This window comes from Methylobacterium sp. M6A4_1b (assembly GCF_053345175.1).
In genome coordinates this window covers 106,428-123,377 of the sequence record NZ_JBKEZQ010000003.1, presented here as the reverse complement: position 1 = coordinate 123,377, position 16,950 = coordinate 106,428, and the positions used below count along the sequence as shown (strand labels likewise).

Sequence of the window (16,950 nt, the reverse complement as noted above, 5' to 3'; positions counted from 1 at the left end):
AGAAACGGGCGTACACCCGCCCTGTTCCCACTCCTCGTGGTGCTCAAGGCTCGTCGAGGCCGCCGTCGGCGAGGAATCCCTCGAGCCAGTGAATGTCGTAGTTTCCGTTCTGCACGTCCGCGTTGCGCACGAGCGTGCGGAACAACGGCAGCGTGGTGTCGACGCCGTCGACCACGAACTCGTCCAGCGCCCGGCGCAGGCGCATCAGGCATTCGTTGCGGGTACGCCCGTGAACGATGAGCTTGCCGATCAGCGAATCGTAGTGGGGCGGGATGCGGTAGCCCTGGAACACCGCGGAATCGACCCGGACCCCGAGGCCGCCGGGCGGATGGAAGTAGGTGATCAGGCCGGGCGACGGGCGGAAGGTCGCCGGGTGCTCGGCATTGATCCGGCACTCGATGGCGTGCCCCTCGACCCTGATCTCGTCCTGCGTCATCGACAGCGGCAGGCCGGCGGCGACGCGGATCTGCTCGTTCACCAGGTCGATCCCGGTGATCATCTCGGTGACCGGATGCTCGACCTGAATGCGGGTGTTCATCTCGATGAAGTAGAAGTTTCCGTCCTCGTAGAGAAACTCCACGGTGCCGGCGCCGAGGTACTGCAGTTCCTGCATCGCGCGGGCGCAGATCCCGCCGATCTCGGCCCGCATCCCGGCATTGAGGGCCGGCGAACCGCCTTCCTCCCAGACCTTCTGGTGCCGGCGCTGGAGCGAGCAGTCGCGCTCGGCGAGGTGGACCGCGTTGCCGCGCCCGTCGCCGAGCACCTGCACCTCGATGTGGCGCGGCTTCTCCAGGTACTTTTCCAGGTAGACCGCATCGTCGCCGAAGGCCGCCTTGGCCTCGGTGCGGGCCATGCCCAGGGCCTGCTCCAGATCGGCCTCGCTGCGGGCGACCTTCATGCCGCGGCCGCCGCCGCCGGAGGCCGCCTTGACCAGGACCGGATAGCCGATCTCGGCGGCGATCCGCTTGGCCTCCTCGGGATCCTCGACGCCGCCCTCGGAGCCCGGCACGCAGGGAATCCCCAGGCGCTTGGCGGTGCGCTTGGCCTCGATCTTGTCGCCCATGATGCGGATGTGCTCCGCCTTGGGACCGATGAAGCCGATGTCGTGGTGTGCCAGCACCTCGGCGAACCGGGCGTTCTCGGAGAGGAAGCCGTAGCCCGGGTGGACCGCGTCGGCGCCGGTGATCTCGCAGGCGGCGATGATCGAGGGGATGTTGAGGTAGCTGTCGCGGGCCGCCGGCGGCCCGATGCAGACGCTCTCGTCGGCGAGGCGCACATGCATGGCGTCGGCATCGGCGGTGGAGTGGACCGCCACCGTGGCGATCCCGAGTTCCTTGGCCGCACGCAGGATGCGCAGGGCGATCTCGCCCCGGTTGGCGATCAGGATCTTGTCGAACATGGGTGCGGCCCTGCTCACTCGATGACGAGGAGGGGTTCGCCGAACTCGACGGGCTGACCGTCCTCGACGAAGACGGCGGTGACGGTCCCGGCGCGGGGCGCGACGATCTCGTTGAAGGTCTTCATCGCCTCGATGAGCAGGAGCTTGTCGCCCGCCGCGACCGTCGAGCCGACATCGACGAACAGCTTCGCCTCCGGCGACGGCCGGCGATAGGCGGTGCCCACCATCGGCGAGGGGACAGAGCCGGGATGACCGGCGCCGGCCTTGCGGTCGAAGCCGCCGCCGGGACCGGGGACCGGGGCCGCGACGGCGGCCATCGCGGGGGCCGGGGCCGGCGCGGGAGCCGCCACCTGCACCTGGACCGCCTCGATGCGGCGGGCGACGCGGATGCGCAGATCCCCCTTCTCGACCTCGATCTCGCTGAGATCGGTCTCGTTGATGAGCTTGGCGAGCTCGCGGACGAGCTCCGGATCGAAGGGGTCGTTCTTGGACATCGGCTCCTTGGGCATCGGCTCGGTCGTCTTCAGGTCAGGCGCAGGGTGCGGCTCGTGTCGCTCGGAGATGTCGACGCCGCGCGGAACTCGCAAGGCGGCGTCGGCTCGGATCTTCGGTGGTGGATCGGCTCAGCAGCTGGCGTGGCCGCACTGGCGGACATCGGTGATCGTCTTGCGGATCGGATCGATGCCGACGGCGCCGGGGATGATCTCGTCGCCGATGATGAAGGCGGGCGTACCCGACAGGCCGAGCTTGTCGCCCAGGCCGACATTCTCGGAAAGGGCGGCCTTCACCTCGGGGCCCTGCGCGTCCTTCGCCAAGCGGGCGACGTCGAGGCCCATCTCCTTGCCGACGGCCAGCGCCCGCTCGCCGTTCACCCGGCCCTTCGACTCGAGGAGCTTGGTGTGGAACTCGAAGATCTTGTCGCCCTTGAGCTGCTGCTTGGCGGCGAGGGCGATCTTGCTCGCCTCGAGGGACTCGGCGCCGAGCACGGGGAAGTCCTTGAGCACGACGCGCAGCTTCGGGTCGCCCTTGATCAGGGCCTGGATGTCCGTGAGGGCCTTGCGGCAATAGCCGCAATTGTAGTCGAAGAACTCGACCAGCGTGACGTCGCCGGCCGGATTGCCCGCCACGACGCCGTGGGGCGAGTTGACCAGAGCCTCGCGGGATTCCTTCAGAGCCGCCGACTGAGCGAGCTTCTGGGTCTCCTGCTGGCGGCGCTCGCCCTCGGCGATCGCCTCCTGCAGCACCTCGGGGTTCTTGACGAGGAAATCCTTGATGATCCCCTCGATCGCCTGGCGCTGCGTATCCGAGAAGGCGGCGGCCGGGGCGGTCTGGCTCGGCGTGATCTGGGCCGGGGTGGTCTGGGCTACCGCGGCGCCGAGGGTGCCGGCGAAGATCGTCGCGCAAAGCAGGGAACGGAAGAGAGGCATACGTCCTCGCGGGGCGGGACCGGTCAGGCGTAGGCCGGCCATCAGGGATCGTCGTCGGTGCGACATGCGGTTAGCGGCCGGGTTAGGCGTTTTCGCGGCGGCCGGTCAATCACCGAATGGCGGGTTTGGCCCCGGCCCGGCGCAGCGGCTATGACGGAGCCGATGAACCAGCCGCCGATCCTCTCCCCGAACCTGCCCTCCGAGCGCGCGGCCCGCGTCGCCCCGTTCCTCGCCATGGATGTGATGTCCGCCGCCGCCGCCCGCGAGGCGCGCGGGGAGGGCGTCGTCCACATGGAGGTCGGGCAGCCCTCCGCGCCGGCGCCGCGCGCCGTGATCGCATCGGCGCAGGCGGCCCTCGCGACCGGCGCCCTGCCTTACACCCAGGCCCTCGGGCTTCCGGCCCTGCGCGAGCGCATCGCACGCCACTATGCCGACACCTACGGGGTCACGGTCTCGCCGAGCCGGATCGTCGTGACCACCGGCTCCTCGGCGGGGTTCGTACTCGCCTTCCTCGGCCTGTTCGATGCCGGCGCCCGCATCGCGGTTCCCCAGCCGGGCTACCCGGCCTATCGCAGCCTGCTCCACGCCCTCGACCTCGTGCCGGCGCCCCTGGTGCTTCAGGATGCCGACCGCTTCGCCCCGACCGGCGCCGCGCTGCGGGCGCTGCACGAACGGGAGGGCCTCTCAGGCATCCTGGTGATGAGCCCGGCCAACCCGTCCGGCACCGTGATCGAGCCGGCGCGCCTCGCCGACCTCTGCGCCACGGCCCGCGCCCTCAACCTGCGCTTCATCTCGGACGAGATCTATCACGGGCTCGCCTACGGCGTGCCGACCGAGACGGCCCTGCGCTGCGACGACGATGCGATCGTCATCAACTCGTTCTCGAAGACCTGGTGCATGACCGGATGGCGCATCGGCTGGATGGTGGTGCCGGACTGGCTCGTCCGGCCCGTCGAGCGGCTCGCCCAGAACCTCTACATCTCGGCGCCCTACCTCTCGCAGGTGGCGGCACTCGCGGCCTTCGACGCGGTGGAGGAGGTCGAGGCCGTGCGCGCCGGCTACGCCGCCAACCGGGCTTTGCTCCTCGATGCCTTCCCGGCCCTCGGCCTCGGGCGGACGCACCCGGCCGACGGGGCCTTCTACCTCTACGCCGACGTCTCCAGCCTCACCGACGACTCGGTCGCGTTCTGCCGGCGCATGCTCGACGAGGCGGGCGTCGCGGCGACGCCGGGCCTGGATTTCGACGGCCGGGACGGCGGCCACCACGTCCGGTTCTCGTTCGCAGGCTCGAATGCCGACTGCGTCGAGGCGGTCCGGCGCCTCCAGGGCTGGCTGCGCTGAGAACGCGAAACGGGGCGGGCTCGACGCCCACCCCGTTTCCTGTCGATCCTTCAGGGACGATCACTCACCCGTCAGGGCCGCCTTGGTCCGCGACCACCAGCCGGCACGCTTCGGACGATCCGGGTCGGACGGCGGTGTCAGCACCACCGCGACCGGCTCGGGCTTGGGCGCCGGCTCTGCAGCCTGCGGCGCCTCGGCCTGGGGCTCGGGATCCACGGGCAGTTCCATCGCCACCGGCGCGGTGCTCTCGGGCGCGGCGGGCGCCACCGCCTCGGACACCGCCTCGGCGCTCACCGGCTCCTCGCCGCCGAGGAAGGCGGACGGCGCGTCGGCCGTCCCCTCGTCGCCCTCGACCGAAGCGACCGGCCGATCGCCTTGCGTTTCGTCACCGAAGGTCTGCTGGCCCGGCTCCTGACGAGCGGCCTCCGGATTCGCGCCCTCGCCGTCGCGGCCACGACCGTCGCGGTCGCGACCCCGGCCACCGCGGCGGCCCCGGCGGCGGCGGCGGCCGCTGCCATCGTCCTCGCCGGAGGCCGGCATCTCGGCCGAGGCGACGATCTCGTCGCCCTCGGCCTGCGCAGCGATGTCCTCGGACTCCTCGCCCTCGCCCTCGCCGTCCTCGTCGTTCTCGGAGGCCGAGCCCTCACCGCCGGCCTGCTCGCCGGTCTCGTGGCGACCGCCGCGACGCCGACGCCGACGGCGGCGACCGCCGCGGCCCTCGCCGCCATCGGCCGCCTTCTCGCGGGACTCGTCGGCGGGAGCGCCGGCCTCGGTCTCCTCCGACTCCGCCTCGGCCTCGATGGCTTCCTCCTCGATCTCCGGATCGAAATCCTCCTCCGGCTCCAGGGCGGAGCTGATCGCCACGGCGCGGACGCCGGTCACCGGACCCTCGGCGCGCACCGCCGGCTCGCCGCGGTCGAGCTGGAAGGCGGAGGTGGCAGCCAGGCGCTCGTCGGCCGCGATGGTCAGGGAGACGCCGAAGCGCACTTCCAGCTCGCGCAGGTGCGCGCGCTTCTGGTTGAGGATGTAGAGCGCGACCTCGGTGCGGGTGCGCAGGACGAGGTTGTGGGTCGTGCTCTTGAGGAGCGATTCCTCGATGGCGCGCAGGATCTGCAGCGCCACCGACGCGGTCGCGCGGACGTAGCCGGAACCGCCGCAATGGATGCAGGGCAGGGACGAGCTTTCCAGCATGCCGGTGCGGATGCGCTGCCGGCTCATCTCGAGCAGACCGAAGGGGGAGATCCGCCCGACCTGGATACGCGCGCGATCGTTCTTCAGGCAGTCGTTGAGCTTCTTCTCGACGGCGCGATTGTTGCGCTTCTCCTCCATGTCGATGAAGTCGATCACGACGAGGCCGGCGAGATCGCGCAGACGCAGCTGGCGGGCGACCTCCTCGGCCGCCTCCAGGTTGGTTCGGAGCGCCGTGTCCTCGATGTCGTGCTCGCGGGTCGAGCGACCCGAGTTCACGTCGATGGAGACGAGCGCCTCCGTCGGGTTGATGACGAGGTAGCCGCCCGACTTCAGGGTGACGTGGGTGGAGAACATCGCATCGAGCTGCTGCTCGACCCCGTAGCGCGCGAAGATCGGCGTCGAATCGCGATAGGGCTGCACGACCTTGGACTGACCGGGCATCAGCATGCGCATGAAGTCGCGCGCCTCGCGGTAGGCCTCGTCGCCGGCCACCAGGATGTCGTCGATGTCCTTGTTGTAGAGGTCGCGGATGGCGCGCTTGATCAGCGAGCCCTCTTCGTAGACCAGGGCCGGGGCGGAGGAGGACAGCGTCAGCTCCCGCACGCTCTCCCACAGGCGCATCAGGTACTCGAAGTCGCGCTTGATCTCGGGCTTGGTGCGCGAGGCGCCGGCCGTGCGCAGGATCACGCCCATCCCCTCGGGCACCTCCAGGTCCTGAGCGACCTCCTTGAGGCGCTTGCGATCGGCGGCCGACGTGATCTTGCGGGAAATGCCGCCGCCACGGCCGGTGTTCGGCATCAGCACCGAGTAGCGCCCGGCCAGCGACAGGTAGGTGGTCAGCGCCGCCCCTTTGGTGCCGCGCTCCTCCTTGACGACCTGCACCAGGATGATCTGGCGGCGCTTGATCACTTCCTGGATCTTGTAGTGACGACGGTAGGTGCGCGGGCGCTCGGGGATCTCGGCCAGGGCATCGCCGCCGACCTGAGCGATCTTCTGCGGACGCTCGCCGTCCTCGCCCTCGCTCTCCTCGTCGTCGTCCTCGTCGTCCTCGTCGGAATCGTCGTCGTCATCCTCGGACTCGTCGTCCGACTCGTCCTCGTCCGAATCCTCGTCGCCCTCGTCCAAATCGTCCTCGTCCGACTCATCGTCGGACGCGGGCTCTGCGACCGGGGCCTCGGAGGCAACGGCTTCCCCCATGGGCGCAGCTTCGAGCGCGAGCTCGGAGGCCGGCTCCACCGGAGCCTCGGCGGTGGCGCCGGGGAGGCCCGCCTCGTCGGACGACGGAGCGTCCGACGGGGAAGCCTCGGATGCCTCCGAGGTCTCGCCGCTGGACAGGGCGGCTTGCGGCAGGTCGGCGGATTCGTCGCTGCCGGGCAGGACCGACGGCGTCGCGTTGCCGAGGCCGCCTTCGAGCAGCGCGTCGGCGACGCCGATCGCCGGATCGTTCGAGGGATCCTGATCGTCGAAGGTCCCGATCGCCGACAGGTCGACGACGTCCTCGGACGTCACTGTCTCGGACGTACGGGCCTTCTTGGCCGAGGTGCCGTCGCGACGACCGCGCGAGCGGCGGCGGGGCTTGCGCTCCTCCCGCTCCCGGTGCTCCTCGGCCTCGCGGGCCTCGTCCTCGAGCAGGGCCTGACGGTCCGCGAGGGGGATCTGGTAATAGTCCGGGTGGATCTCGCTGAAGGCGAGGAAGCCGTGGCGGTTGCCGCCGTACTCGATGAAGGCGGCCTGGAGCGAGGGCTCCACGCGGGTCACCTTGGCGAGATAGATGTTGCCGCGAAGCTGGCGCCGGTTCGCCGCCTCGAAATCGAATTCCTCGACCCTAGAACCGTGGACCGTGACGACCCGGGTCTCCTCCGGGTGCATCGCGTCGATGAGCATCTTGTTGTTGTTGGCCATGACGAACTTTCGACATGGCGGTCGACGTCGTTCTCCTCGAACCGCGCGGTCCCGATGGAGCGCCGTCCGGTCCGGGCTCGTCGGCCAGGAGGATCGGCGCCCGTGACGACCCGGGGAAGGGGGTCGCGGAAGCTGTGGGGAAGGGATTGCCGCCAACCGCCGTTGGGCGCCGGATCTCGGCGCGCGTGGGGTTGATCCTGGCCAGGGTCGACGAGAAGGCGGCGCCACGCGAAACGCGCTGGCGTTGAACACGAGCAACGGCAACCGATGCTGTGTGTCCGCTCATTCTCTCCCTGACCTCGCGAAGACTGTATGGGCCCGTCCGAGGACAGGCCGGCATTTGAAGAACGGTGCGGCGGCCGAAAAAGGCCACCGAATGAACCGACTCCCACCCGGCCTTGGTATGCCGCCATGTCTGACGCGGGGAACCGACTGCGAAGGCGATCCGGCGCGAGGCCGGGCCGCGCCCGCGGGCCGCGGAGCAAACCGCACGGCACCGGGAAGGGGACCGCATCATTACAGAGCGTCGCGACGTTTTGGCAAGGTCCTTAATCTTGGACAGGCATCGCGGCGGCGCGAACGCACCGGGCCGGCGCGGCGATCCACCCGCCGCTCCGCCGACCTGTCGCCGCCGGGACACAAGGAGCCCGGAAGTGAAGCCGGGCCTTTGAGGAACGGTTAACCATCCCGTCGGTATCCCGTAGAGGCAGGCTCACGCCACAGCCCGCTCGCGAGCACGTCCCAGGGGCAAGCTCGTCCACACGGGGATGATTGCCGGAACGATGCCGAGACGCGCCCGCCTTCTCCGCTCCGTCCTCCTCGCCCTGGCCTGCGCCGGCGCGCTGTCGGCCGCCGGTTCCGGCACCCTCGCCCAGGACACCGACAAGCTGCGCGGTACGAACTCTCAGGCGGCGGTCGCCATCGCGGCCGATCTGGCGACCAGCAACGCCACCACCAAGCTCACCCTGACGCTCTCGAAGGCGATCGACGCCAAGGCCTTCGTGATGGAGCGGCCCGACCGGGCGGTGATCGATCTCGCAGAAGTGAACTTCCAGCTCGGGCCCGAGACCGGACGCAAGCGCGACGGCGTCGTCGCGTCGTTCCGCTACGGGCTGTTCGCACCCGGCCGCTCGCGCATCGTCGTCGACCTCGCCCAACCCGCCACCGTGGGGCGGATCGAGACGGTCACGCGCCCCCGCGACGGCGCCGTGCTCCTCAGCATCGAGTTCCAGCGCTCCGACCGCGAGGGCTTCCGCCGCGCCGCCGTGGCGAGCGATCCGGCACCGGCCCAGCGCAAGGTCGCGGCCGCGCCGGAAGCGACGGATGCCCGGCCGCTGATCATGGTCGATGCCGGCCACGGCGGGACCGATCCGGGCGCCATCGCAGCCAGCGGGGTGTTCGAGAAGGACATCGTGTTCGGCTTCGCGCAGGCCCTCGTGACCCGGCTCGAAGCGAACGGCCGCTACCGGGTGCGGATGACCCGGGACCGCGACGTGTTCGTGCCGCTCTCCGAGCGCGTGCGCCTCGCCCGCGAGGCCAAGGCGAACCTCTTCGTCTCGATCCATGCCGACTCGATCTCGTCGGCCCCGCAGGTGCGCGGCGCCACCATCTACACCGGCTCCGAGAAGGCGACCGACGCCGAATCGGCCAGGCTCGCGGAGCGCGAGAATCGCGCCGATGCGGCCGCCGGCACCGAGTCGAACGAGGGTCCCGGCCACGTCGCGGACATCCTGCAGGAGCTCACCCTGCGCGAGACCCGAACCTTCTCGTCAAGCTTCGCCAGGGGGCTGATGAGCCATCTCAACCCGGTGATGGAGATGAGCGCCAAGCCGCATCGCGAGGCGGGATTCCAGGTGCTGCGCTCGCCCGACGTGCCCTCGGTCCTCGTGGAACTCGGCTACCTGTCGAGCAAGCACGACCTCGACCTGCTGCAGTCGGAGGGCTGGCGCGCCGAGGTCACCGGCGGCATGGCCAAGGCGATCGACGCGTTCTTCGGCAACCGGACGTCGCTGACCCGGCCGCAGCCGCCCCGCAGATCGGCGGCAATCGCCCCAGTTTCACCATAGAATGCGTGTGAAACCGGGGCTCACAGCGCTCCGGTCGAACCGCTGCCGATCGTCTCGGCAGGATTGATCGCGGCGCTCTCGAGCGAACGCCGCCGACATCGTGGGCTCGACCGCATTTATCGCGGCGGGACTCTTGCATTTCGGGATGGGACACGGTCGGAGGAGGCACGCGCCATCGTGGCGGGTGCTCTCGCGGCCGGCCGGCGGCGATGGATCATCGACGGACGGGACCCGGATGCGCTTCATCCTTCGTTTCTTCGGCTTCCTGTTCAGCGTCGGCGCGATGGTCTTCGTGATCGGCGCCGCTGCGGCCGCGGTCTTCTACTGGAAGTTCAGCCAGGACCTGCCGGACCACGCCGCGCTCGCCAATTACGAGCCGCCGGTGATGAGCCGCGTCCACGCCGCGGACGGCTCTCTGCTGGCCGAATACGCCAGCGAGCGCCGGCTCTACCTGCCCATCCAGGCCATGCCGAAGATCGTGGTCGCGGCCTTTCTCTCGGCCGAGGACAAGAACTTCTACAAGCACGGCGGCGTCGACCCGGAGGGTCTCGTGCGCGCCGCACTGACGAACTTCAAGAGCGGTAAGAAGCAGGGCGCCTCGACCATCACCCAGCAGGTGGCCAAGAACTTCCTCCTGTCTCCGGAGCAGACCTTCGAGCGCAAGGCCAAGGAGGCGCTGATCGCCTTTCGGATCGAGGCGGCCTACTCGAAGGACAAGATCCTCGAACTCTACCTTAATGAGATCTTTCTCGGCACCATCGTGCCCGGCCGCAATCTGCACGGCGTCGCGGCGGCCGCGCTCGATTATTTCGGCAAGTCGGTCCACGAGCTGACGATCAACGAGGCCGCCTACCTCGCCGCCCTGCCGAAGGGGCCGAACAACTATCACCCGTACCGGCAGACCCAGAAGGCCCTGGACCGGCGCAACGAGATCATCGGGCTGATGGCCCAGAACGGGTACATCACCAAGGAAGAGGGCGAGGCCGCCCGCAAGATGCCCCTCGGCGTGAATCCCCGCGTGGCCTTCGCCAACGCCGCCAACGCCAATTACTTCACCGAAGAGGTCCGGCGCGAGATCGCCGAGCGCTACGGCGAGAAGAAGCTCTACGAGGGCGGCCTCTCGGTGCGCGCGACCCTCGACCCGAAGATGCAGTCCTGGGCGCGCAAGGCCCTGGTGGACGGCCTGATCCGCTACGACCAGTCTCATGGCTGGCGCGGCGCCCAGGCCAAGGTCGACCTCGTCGGCCGCGACTGGGGCCTGGCCGTCGCCGAAGTGCCCGGCCTCGGCGACGTCGCCCCGTGGCGCCTCGCCGTCGTGCTGAACACCAATGGCGGCTCCGCGCAGATCGGCCTGCAGCCCCGTCGCGAGGCCTCCGGCCAGGTGTCGAAGGACCGCGAGACCGGCACGATCGCCGCCGAGGGCACCCGCTGGACCGGGCGCTCGCCCGCCGCGGCGCTGAACCCGGGCGACGTCGTCTACGTCGAGGCGACGGATACCAGCCGCAACCAGTACCGCCTGCGCCAGCGGCCCGAGGTCTCGGGCGCCATCGTGGCGATGGATCCCTATACCGGGCGCGTGCACGCGATGGTCGGGGGCTTCTCCTATGACGAGAGCCAGTTCAACCGCGCCACCCAGGCGATGCGCCAGCCGGGCTCGTCGTTCAAGCCGATCGTCTACTCGGCGGCGCTCGACAACGGCTACACCCCGTCGTCGATCGTTCAGGACTCGCCGATCACCATCGAGGCCGGTCCCGGCCAGGAGGCCTGGACGCCCTCGAACTACGACGGCAAGTCCGGCGGTCCGCACACCCTGCGCTACGGCATCGAGCACTCGAAGAACCTGATGACGGTGCGCCTCGCCAAGGATGTCGGCATGCCGCTCATCGCAGAGTATGCCCGCCGCTTCGGCGTCTACGACGACATGCTCCCGGTGCTGCCGATGTCGCTGGGCGCCGGCGAGACCACGGTCATGCGCATGGTCACCGCCTACTCGATGCTCGCCAATGGTGGTCGGCGCATCCGCCCGACCCTCATCGACCGCATCCAGGACCGCGTCGGCGAGACCATCTACAAGCACGACAACCGCAAGTGCCTCGGCTGCGACGCGGACAAGTGGTCCGGTCAGGACGAGCCCAAACTCGTCGACGAATCCGAGCAGGTCCTCGATCCGCTGACCGCCTACCAGATGGTCTCGATCATGGAGGGCGTGGTCCAGCGCGGCACCGCCACCATCCTGAAGCAGATCGGCAAGCCGCTCGCCGGCAAGACCGGGACGACGAACGACGCCAAGGACGCCTGGTTCGTCGGCTTCTCGCCCGACCTCGCGGTGGGTGTCTATATCGGCTTCGACAAGCCGCGCTCCCTCGGCGACCGCGCCACCGGCGGCGGCCTCGCCGCCCCCATCGCCCTCGACTTCCTGAAGCAGGCGCTCAAGGACAAGCCGCCGACGCCGTTCCGCGTGCCCCCGGGCATCAAGCTGATCCGCGTCTCGGCCTCCTCCGGCATGCGCGCCGGCTCGGGCGAGGGCGGCGGCACCATCCTCGAGGCCTTCAAGCCCGGCACCGCCCCGCCCGATGCCTACGTCGCCGCGCCGGCGCAGCAATCCAGCGGTCCGGCCGCGGTTCCGCCGGACGCCGATCGCGCCGCCCAGGCCGGAGGCCTCTACTAGACCCGCCACCCGTCGACCGCGCGCCCCGGGGCCACCTCCGGGGCGTTCGTCGTTTCAGGCCGATTTTCGCGCGAGCGCCAGGTCCGCGAGCTTGCCGATATCGAAGCCCCTCTGCGGCAGCTCGACCATGAAGCGCTCGGCGATCTCCGCGACCACGAAATCCGGCTTCACCCGTGCGACGTAACCCCAGTCGATGCTGGTGGACCACAGGACGTGGACCTCGCGGAAGGTGTCGGCCAGGAGCGGCGTCAGGCTCCCGGTATGCGGGGTGGACGCGTGATGGCCGTAGGAATCGGCGAACAGCACCAGCCGGCGCGGGTCGGCGTCGGCCGAATCGTTCCGGTAGACGACGTGGGCGCCGATATGCGCCTCCTGGCCCCGGCCCTCCGCCTCGAAGGCCGTGACCAGGCTGTTGGCGTAGATGCGCCGCGCCGCCGTCTCGAAGCGGCAGGCCTCCGCCATCTCGGTGCGGATGGGCTCGAATTTCAGGCCGAGGTCGCCCGCATAGGGCATGGCGCCGCCGATGCGGCGCCGGGCGATGTCCTGGCGCGGAACGAGGCCGAGATGGCGACAGATCTCACCATAGGCGAGGAGATACCCGGCGAAGGTCCAGTGGCTGTCCGTCCGGCAATAGAGCGGCGTCTCGGCGGCGCGGGCCCGGAACGGCCGCACGAGATCGATCCAGTGGCGCCGGGCCGACGAGAGGCGGAGCCAACGCTCCAAACGCAGCACCGGGGCGCGCCCGGGGTCAAAGGCCAGCCCGTCGCAGGCCTCCGGATAGATCGTGAGCTTCTCCGGTGCCACCACGTGGGCGTAGCGGGCGCCGAGCCCGGCGCAGCGCCGCACCCGCGCCTCCAGGATGCGGCGCCAGCGCCACAGGGTGGCGCGCGGCAGCCCCGGTTCGCGATACTGCGCGAGGACGGCGTTGGTGCCGCCGGTCAGGAAGAGCCAGCCGTCGCGGCCGACATGCACATCCGGATGTTGGTCCGGCGTACGAACGCCGGACGGGCGCGCGATGGTGAAACCCTCGGTCATCGCGTGCTTCTAGCGGGCGCGCGGGAATGGCGCACCCTCATCCGGTCGGCTGATCCACCCGATCAGAACCCGGCGCGGATCCCGCCGAAGATGCTGCGGCCGACGCCCGGGTAGAAGGCCACCGGTCCGCCCGAGACCGTGCGGGCATCGGTCACGACGGAGATGTCCGAGACGTAGCGGGCATCGGTCAGGTTCCGCGCATCGACGAACACCGAGACGCCGTTCTGGAAGTCGAATCCGGCGGCGATGTTGAGGAGGGCGTAGCCAGGCACCTTCAGGGTGTTGGCGTGGTCGGCGAAGGCCCCCTGCGGAACCCAGTCGACGGAGGGGCTGACGTGGAAGCCTTGCGCGTTGCGATAGGTCAGCACCGTGCGCAGCACGTCGCGCGGGATGCCGGCGATCTGGTTATCGCGGAAGACCGGGTCGGCGATGAAGCGGAAGTCGTTGTGGGTCCAGATCTGCGAGACCACGAGGCCGTCGCCGGCACCGATCAGGTCCCGTGCGAGGTCGAGGGAGACCGCCGCCTCCACGCCCTGGTGGCGGGTGCGGGGCGCGTTGAAGGTCGCGGCCGGAATGTTGAGGCCGGGATTGATCGAGAAGTTGATCAGCTCGTCGCGGATCTCCGAGCGGTAGAGGGTCACGTCCCAGGACAGCCGGTCGATCCGGCCGCGGGTGCCGGCCTCGTAGGTCACGGCGCGCTGCGCCCGCAGGGGCACGAAGGTGCTGTTGAGCGAATTCATCTGCACGAGGTCTGAGAAGTCCGGCACGTCGCGCGATCCGGTGATGTCGCCGAAGACCTGGATGTCGGGCAGCGGCTGCCAGAGGAGGCCGACCTTCGGATTGATCCCCGCATAGGTCTCGTTGGCCGAGGACGGGAATGCGTTGGCGCCCGAGAAGCCGCCCTTGTTGCTGTAGGTCCGGTTGGAGGAGAACGCCTTCGCGCCGGCCATCAGCGCCACGTCCGGCAGGAACCAGAACCGGTTCTCGCCATAGGCCTCGTAGTTCGAGGCGCTCTGCACCGAGCGCAGGGTCTGAGCGCCGCGCTGGCCCGCGACGTTGACGAACTGCAGCGCCGAGTTCTGGCCGGCGAAGGCCCGCAGGCCGAGGATCAGGTCGTTTCGATAGCCGGCGACGTCGAAGGTCCCGGCCCAGTGCGGGGCGATCCCGTAGGTCCAGCCGTCCTGGTCGATGACCTGGAAGATCGGGTGGTAGAGCGACTTGTGGATCGCCCAGGTGTCGATATCGAGCTTGCCGACATCGAGCAGGAACGAGGTGCGGTTGGCGATCCGCTCGGTCTCGACCTTGCGCGACTGGTTGCCGGCGATCGCCGCCGGGTTGGCCAGGGTCGGATTGTTGAGGGCGTTGAAGAGGCTCAGCGTACCGGGCAGCTTCTGGTCCGTCAGGTAGACGCCGGCGTAGAAGCGCGTCTCGACGCCCGGAGCGAGCTGATAGCCGAGATTGGCGTTGAAGTTCTGCGTCCGCTGGGTCTCGTGGTCCCGGTAGCTGTCGGAGTTCGTGATCGTGCCGTTCACCAGGAGATCGACCGGGCCGGAGATCCGCGAGACCTGGAAGTTCTCGCGGATGGTGTTGAAGGCGCCGCCGTCGATGCGCAGGATGTTGGGCGCGAACGCGGTCTGGGCCGTCGGCGTGACGACGTTGATGGCACCGCCCAGGGTCGTCGCCCCGAAGGTGAGGGCATTTCCGCCCTTGTAGACCTCGATCGAGCGCAGCCCGAGCGGGTCGACCTGGTAGAAGTCTCCGCTGCCATCGGCGAGGTTCAGCGGGATTCCGTCCTGAAGAAGTTCGAGGCCGCGCAGGTGGAAGCCGCGCGAGATGCCGGAGCCGCGCACCGAGAGGCGCAATTCCTGGCCGTAGCGCTCCTGCACATAGACGCCGGGCACGTCCTTGAGCGTGTCGCGCAAGGTATTGGCGTAGCGATTCTGGAATTCCCTGGCATCGACGAAGGCGACCGAGCCGACGGTGGCGTTCACCGTGGCACGCTGCGCCGCGACGCTCGGCACCGTCAGGGAGCCGGCCGAGGCGCCCTCGATGCTGAGCTCGGACAGCGTCGCGGCGGCCGTCTCCTCCGCGCGGGACGGTGTGGGGCTGACGAGCAGGGGCAGGAGGGACGCGCCGCCCAGAAGGGCGAAGGCGAGGGCGGCGGGGCGGCGGGGCTGGGGCGCGGACATCGGACAGGCTCCGGATCATGGGCCCGCGCTTCGCGACGACGCGACGGGGCCGGGCATGATCCCGGTGGGAAGGAGGGGGAGGGGGAAGCCGCGCGGGTGCTCGCGCGGCGGATCGTTCGATCGGACGAGCCCGAGAGGCCTCGGATCACGGCCTGAGCCGACCCCGCGCGGAGGCGGGGGGCGGAGGGCCAGGTCGGTCTTGGGCTCTCGGGGCTCTGCGCGCGGCGTCAGTGATCGTGGTTTCCCGGTGCCGACGGAGCGGCCGCGGGCGCGCCCGGCTTCATCGCGCCGATGGGCGCCACGCTGAAGCTGACCGGCACGGTGCCGGCGCGCTCGAAGCGCAGCGTGCCCTGGATCGTCTCGCCGGCCTTCGGGCCGCTCACGAGATCCTCGAACATGATGTGCAGGCCGCCGGGCTTCAGTTCCACCGTCTCGCCCGGCTTGATGACGAGGCCGCCCTCGACCGGCGCCATCTTCATCACGCCGCCCTCCATGCTCATGGAGTGGATCGAGGTACGTCCCGCCAGGGGGATCGCGGCGCCGACGAGGCGGTCGGGTTGCGCGCCGGTGTTGGTCACGCGGACGTAGCCACCCGCCACCTTGGCGCCGCCGGGGGTCGCGCGCATCCAGGGCGTCTCGATGCTGAGGCCGCCGGCCTGCACGCTCGACGCCTCCGTCCGGGCCGGCCCCGAAGCGGCGGCCACGATCCGGACGCCGGGGGCGGGGGATTTCAGCGCGTGCGCATCCTGCCCGGCCGCCGGGATCTCACGCCAACGATACTGGCCGGTGGCGCAATCCTGCTCGACCGGGAAGTAGACCGTGCTGCCGGGCGGGAAGGCGTCGCTGACGCGGGCGAGGAACGTGAACTCGTCGACCTGATCGTCGGGCAGGCTGCCACCGGTCCAGGTGATGGCCTTCACGCCCTCGCGGATGTCCCCGTGATAATACGGATAGGCGCGGGCATAGGCGCCCTTCTCGGTCGTCACGGTCCAGCCGGGCTTCGGCATCGGCTTGGCGCCGATGACGCCCTCCGGGATGGTGACGCTGACGCGGTTGGTGGGCTGGCCGTCGCAGCCATGGGTGATCTGCACCACGCCGCGGTATCCGGCGTTCGGGCTCGCCTCCTTGCGCTCCAGAGTGGCGTGCGCAAGGGCGGCGGTGGCGGAGAGGGTGAGCGCGAGGCCCGCGAAGAGCTCGGCCCGGGGAATACGGTTCATCGGATGGGTCCGTGTCTGATGGGATCGGGAAGCGGCGATCGGATCAGACGACGGGGGGACCTCGGGGATGGGGGATCGCGCCCGGCGGCCCGCGGGCGGAGACCAATGATTCGCGCCGCCAGGCCACACGGCTCGCCGTACGGACCGGCCAAATGATCGTGCGGGCGACGACCTCGGGCAGGGCGGCCTGCAGCATCGGCCCGGCTACGGTGCAGCAGGGCTGGTGATGCGCATGGGCCGGATCGGGCGCACCGGGACCCGCATCATCGCTCTGCCCGAGGCAGAGGATTCCGTGCGCGGACGAGACCGGCAGGGGCACGAGACCGCTCAAGGTCGCATGGAGAACGAACGCGTAGAGCGCGATCACCGCAGTGATCGCGCGTAGCGGGGCCCACCCCTGGTGGCCAGCCTGGTTCGCCGGAAGCGTCATCGTGGTTCGGCTTACGCCATCGGCCATCGTTCCGCCATGCCGATCGAACGGCCGGACACGGTGCTGTGGCACACGGGCCGCAGTC

At 69.9% G+C, this 16,950-nt stretch carries 11 protein-coding genes; 3 read left to right on the top strand and 8 right to left on the bottom strand.

Translation table 11 applies throughout. The annotated features are described in order from the left end of the window. Window positions 1-43: 43 nt before the first annotated feature. The 3 genes from accC to ACLBWX_RS04510 form a co-directional block, all read right to left on the bottom strand. Window positions 44-1,399: an acetyl-CoA carboxylase biotin carboxylase subunit gene (gene accC / locus ACLBWX_RS04520; RefSeq protein WP_447675885.1), complete on the bottom strand. Its 1,356-nt coding sequence runs from the start codon at window positions 1,397-1,399 to the stop codon at window positions 44-46. Between the two features lie 14 nt (window positions 1,400-1,413). Beyond that, entirely contained in the window at window positions 1,414-1,893 is a 480-nt protein-coding gene (gene accB / locus ACLBWX_RS04515; RefSeq protein WP_447675884.1) for an acetyl-CoA carboxylase biotin carboxyl carrier protein, read from the bottom strand. 129 nt (window positions 1,894-2,022) lie between these two features. Then, the gene (locus ACLBWX_RS04510; protein ID WP_447675883.1) at window positions 2,023-2,826 is read right to left on the bottom strand and encodes a DsbA family protein; all 804 of its coding nucleotides are present in this window, start codon (window positions 2,824-2,826) and stop codon (window positions 2,023-2,025) included. 162 nt (window positions 2,827-2,988) lie between these two features. Here ACLBWX_RS04510 and ACLBWX_RS04505 point away from each other — a divergent pair, with 162 nt between their 5' ends. Beyond that, window positions 2,989-4,167, top strand: coding sequence for a pyridoxal phosphate-dependent aminotransferase (locus ACLBWX_RS04505; protein WP_447675882.1), 1,179 nt, complete (start codon window positions 2,989-2,991; stop codon window positions 4,165-4,167). Between the two features lie 60 nt (window positions 4,168-4,227). Here the strand turns inward: ACLBWX_RS04505 and ACLBWX_RS04500 are convergent, their stop codons facing one another. Next, the gene (locus tag ACLBWX_RS04500) at window positions 4,228-7,260 is read right to left on the bottom strand and encodes an Rne/Rng family ribonuclease (protein ID WP_447675881.1); all 3,033 of its coding nucleotides are present in this window, start codon (window positions 7,258-7,260) and stop codon (window positions 4,228-4,230) included. 782 nt (window positions 7,261-8,042) lie between these two features. Here ACLBWX_RS04500 and ACLBWX_RS04495 point away from each other — a divergent pair. Together ACLBWX_RS04495 and ACLBWX_RS04490 are read left to right on the top strand one after the other, a co-directional pair. Further along, entirely contained in the window at window positions 8,043-9,326 is a 1,284-nt protein-coding gene (locus ACLBWX_RS04495) for an N-acetylmuramoyl-L-alanine amidase (RefSeq protein WP_447675880.1), read from the top strand. 235 nt (window positions 9,327-9,561) lie between these two features. Further along, window positions 9,562-11,994 (top strand): penicillin-binding protein 1A, encoded by a 2,433-nt coding sequence (locus ACLBWX_RS04490; protein ID WP_447675879.1) that lies wholly within the window; start codon window positions 9,562-9,564, stop codon window positions 11,992-11,994. A 54-nt stretch (window positions 11,995-12,048) separates the two neighbouring features. Here ACLBWX_RS04490 and ACLBWX_RS04485 read toward each other — a convergent pair whose 3' ends face one another. From ACLBWX_RS04485 to ACLBWX_RS04470, 4 genes are all read right to left on the bottom strand, one after another. Beyond that, window positions 12,049-13,029 (bottom strand): alginate O-acetyltransferase AlgX-related protein, encoded by a 981-nt coding sequence (locus ACLBWX_RS04485; RefSeq protein ID WP_447675878.1) that lies wholly within the window; start codon window positions 13,027-13,029, stop codon window positions 12,049-12,051. 62 nt (window positions 13,030-13,091) lie between these two features. Next, window positions 13,092-15,218 carry a TonB-dependent receptor family protein gene (locus ACLBWX_RS04480; protein WP_447675877.1) on the bottom strand — a complete coding sequence of 709 codons (2,127 nt, stop codon included), beginning with the start codon at window positions 15,216-15,218 and terminating at the stop codon, window positions 13,092-13,094. Between the two features lie 227 nt (window positions 15,219-15,445). Further along, on the bottom strand, window positions 15,446-16,435 hold the full coding sequence (locus ACLBWX_RS04475; protein ID WP_447675876.1) for a DUF1775 domain-containing protein: 990 nt from the start codon (window positions 16,433-16,435) through the stop codon (window positions 15,446-15,448). A 43-nt stretch (window positions 16,436-16,478) separates the two neighbouring features. Further along, a complete protein-coding gene (locus ACLBWX_RS04470) occupies window positions 16,479-16,865 on the bottom strand; it encodes a hypothetical protein (RefSeq protein ID WP_447675875.1) in 387 nt (128 codons plus the stop codon). Between the last annotated feature and the right edge of the window lie 85 nt (window positions 16,866-16,950).

Excerpts from the sequence above, each read along its gene's own strand:
- ACLBWX_RS04500 (WP_447675881.1), bottom strand. The coding sequence starts at position 7,260 with ATGGCCAACAACAACAAGATGCTCATCGACGCGATGCACCCGGAGGAG.
- accC (WP_447675885.1), bottom strand. The coding sequence starts at position 1,399 with ATGTTCGACAAGATCCTGATCGCCAACCGGGGCGAGATCGCCCTGCGC.
- ACLBWX_RS04510 (WP_447675883.1), bottom strand. The coding sequence starts at position 2,826 with ATGCCTCTCTTCCGTTCCCTGCTTTGCGCGACGATCTTCGCCGGCACC.
- ACLBWX_RS04490 (WP_447675879.1), top strand. The coding sequence starts at position 9,562 with ATGCGCTTCATCCTTCGTTTCTTCGGCTTCCTGTTCAGCGTCGGCGCG.
- ACLBWX_RS04470 (WP_447675875.1), bottom strand. The coding sequence starts at position 16,865 with ATGACGCTTCCGGCGAACCAGGCTGGCCACCAGGGGTGGGCCCCGCTA.
- ACLBWX_RS04485 (WP_447675878.1), bottom strand. The coding sequence starts at position 13,029 with ATGACCGAGGGTTTCACCATCGCGCGCCCGTCCGGCGTTCGTACGCCG.
- ACLBWX_RS04495 (WP_447675880.1), top strand. The coding sequence starts at position 8,043 with ATGCCGAGACGCGCCCGCCTTCTCCGCTCCGTCCTCCTCGCCCTGGCC.
- accB (WP_447675884.1), bottom strand. The coding sequence starts at position 1,893 with ATGTCCAAGAACGACCCCTTCGATCCGGAGCTCGTCCGCGAGCTCGCC.
- ACLBWX_RS04480 (WP_447675877.1), bottom strand. The coding sequence starts at position 15,218 with ATGTCCGCGCCCCAGCCCCGCCGCCCCGCCGCCCTCGCCTTCGCCCTT.
- ACLBWX_RS04475 (WP_447675876.1), bottom strand. The coding sequence starts at position 16,435 with ATGAACCGTATTCCCCGGGCCGAGCTCTTCGCGGGCCTCGCGCTCACC.
- ACLBWX_RS04505 (WP_447675882.1), top strand. The coding sequence starts at position 2,989 with ATGAACCAGCCGCCGATCCTCTCCCCGAACCTGCCCTCCGAGCGCGCG.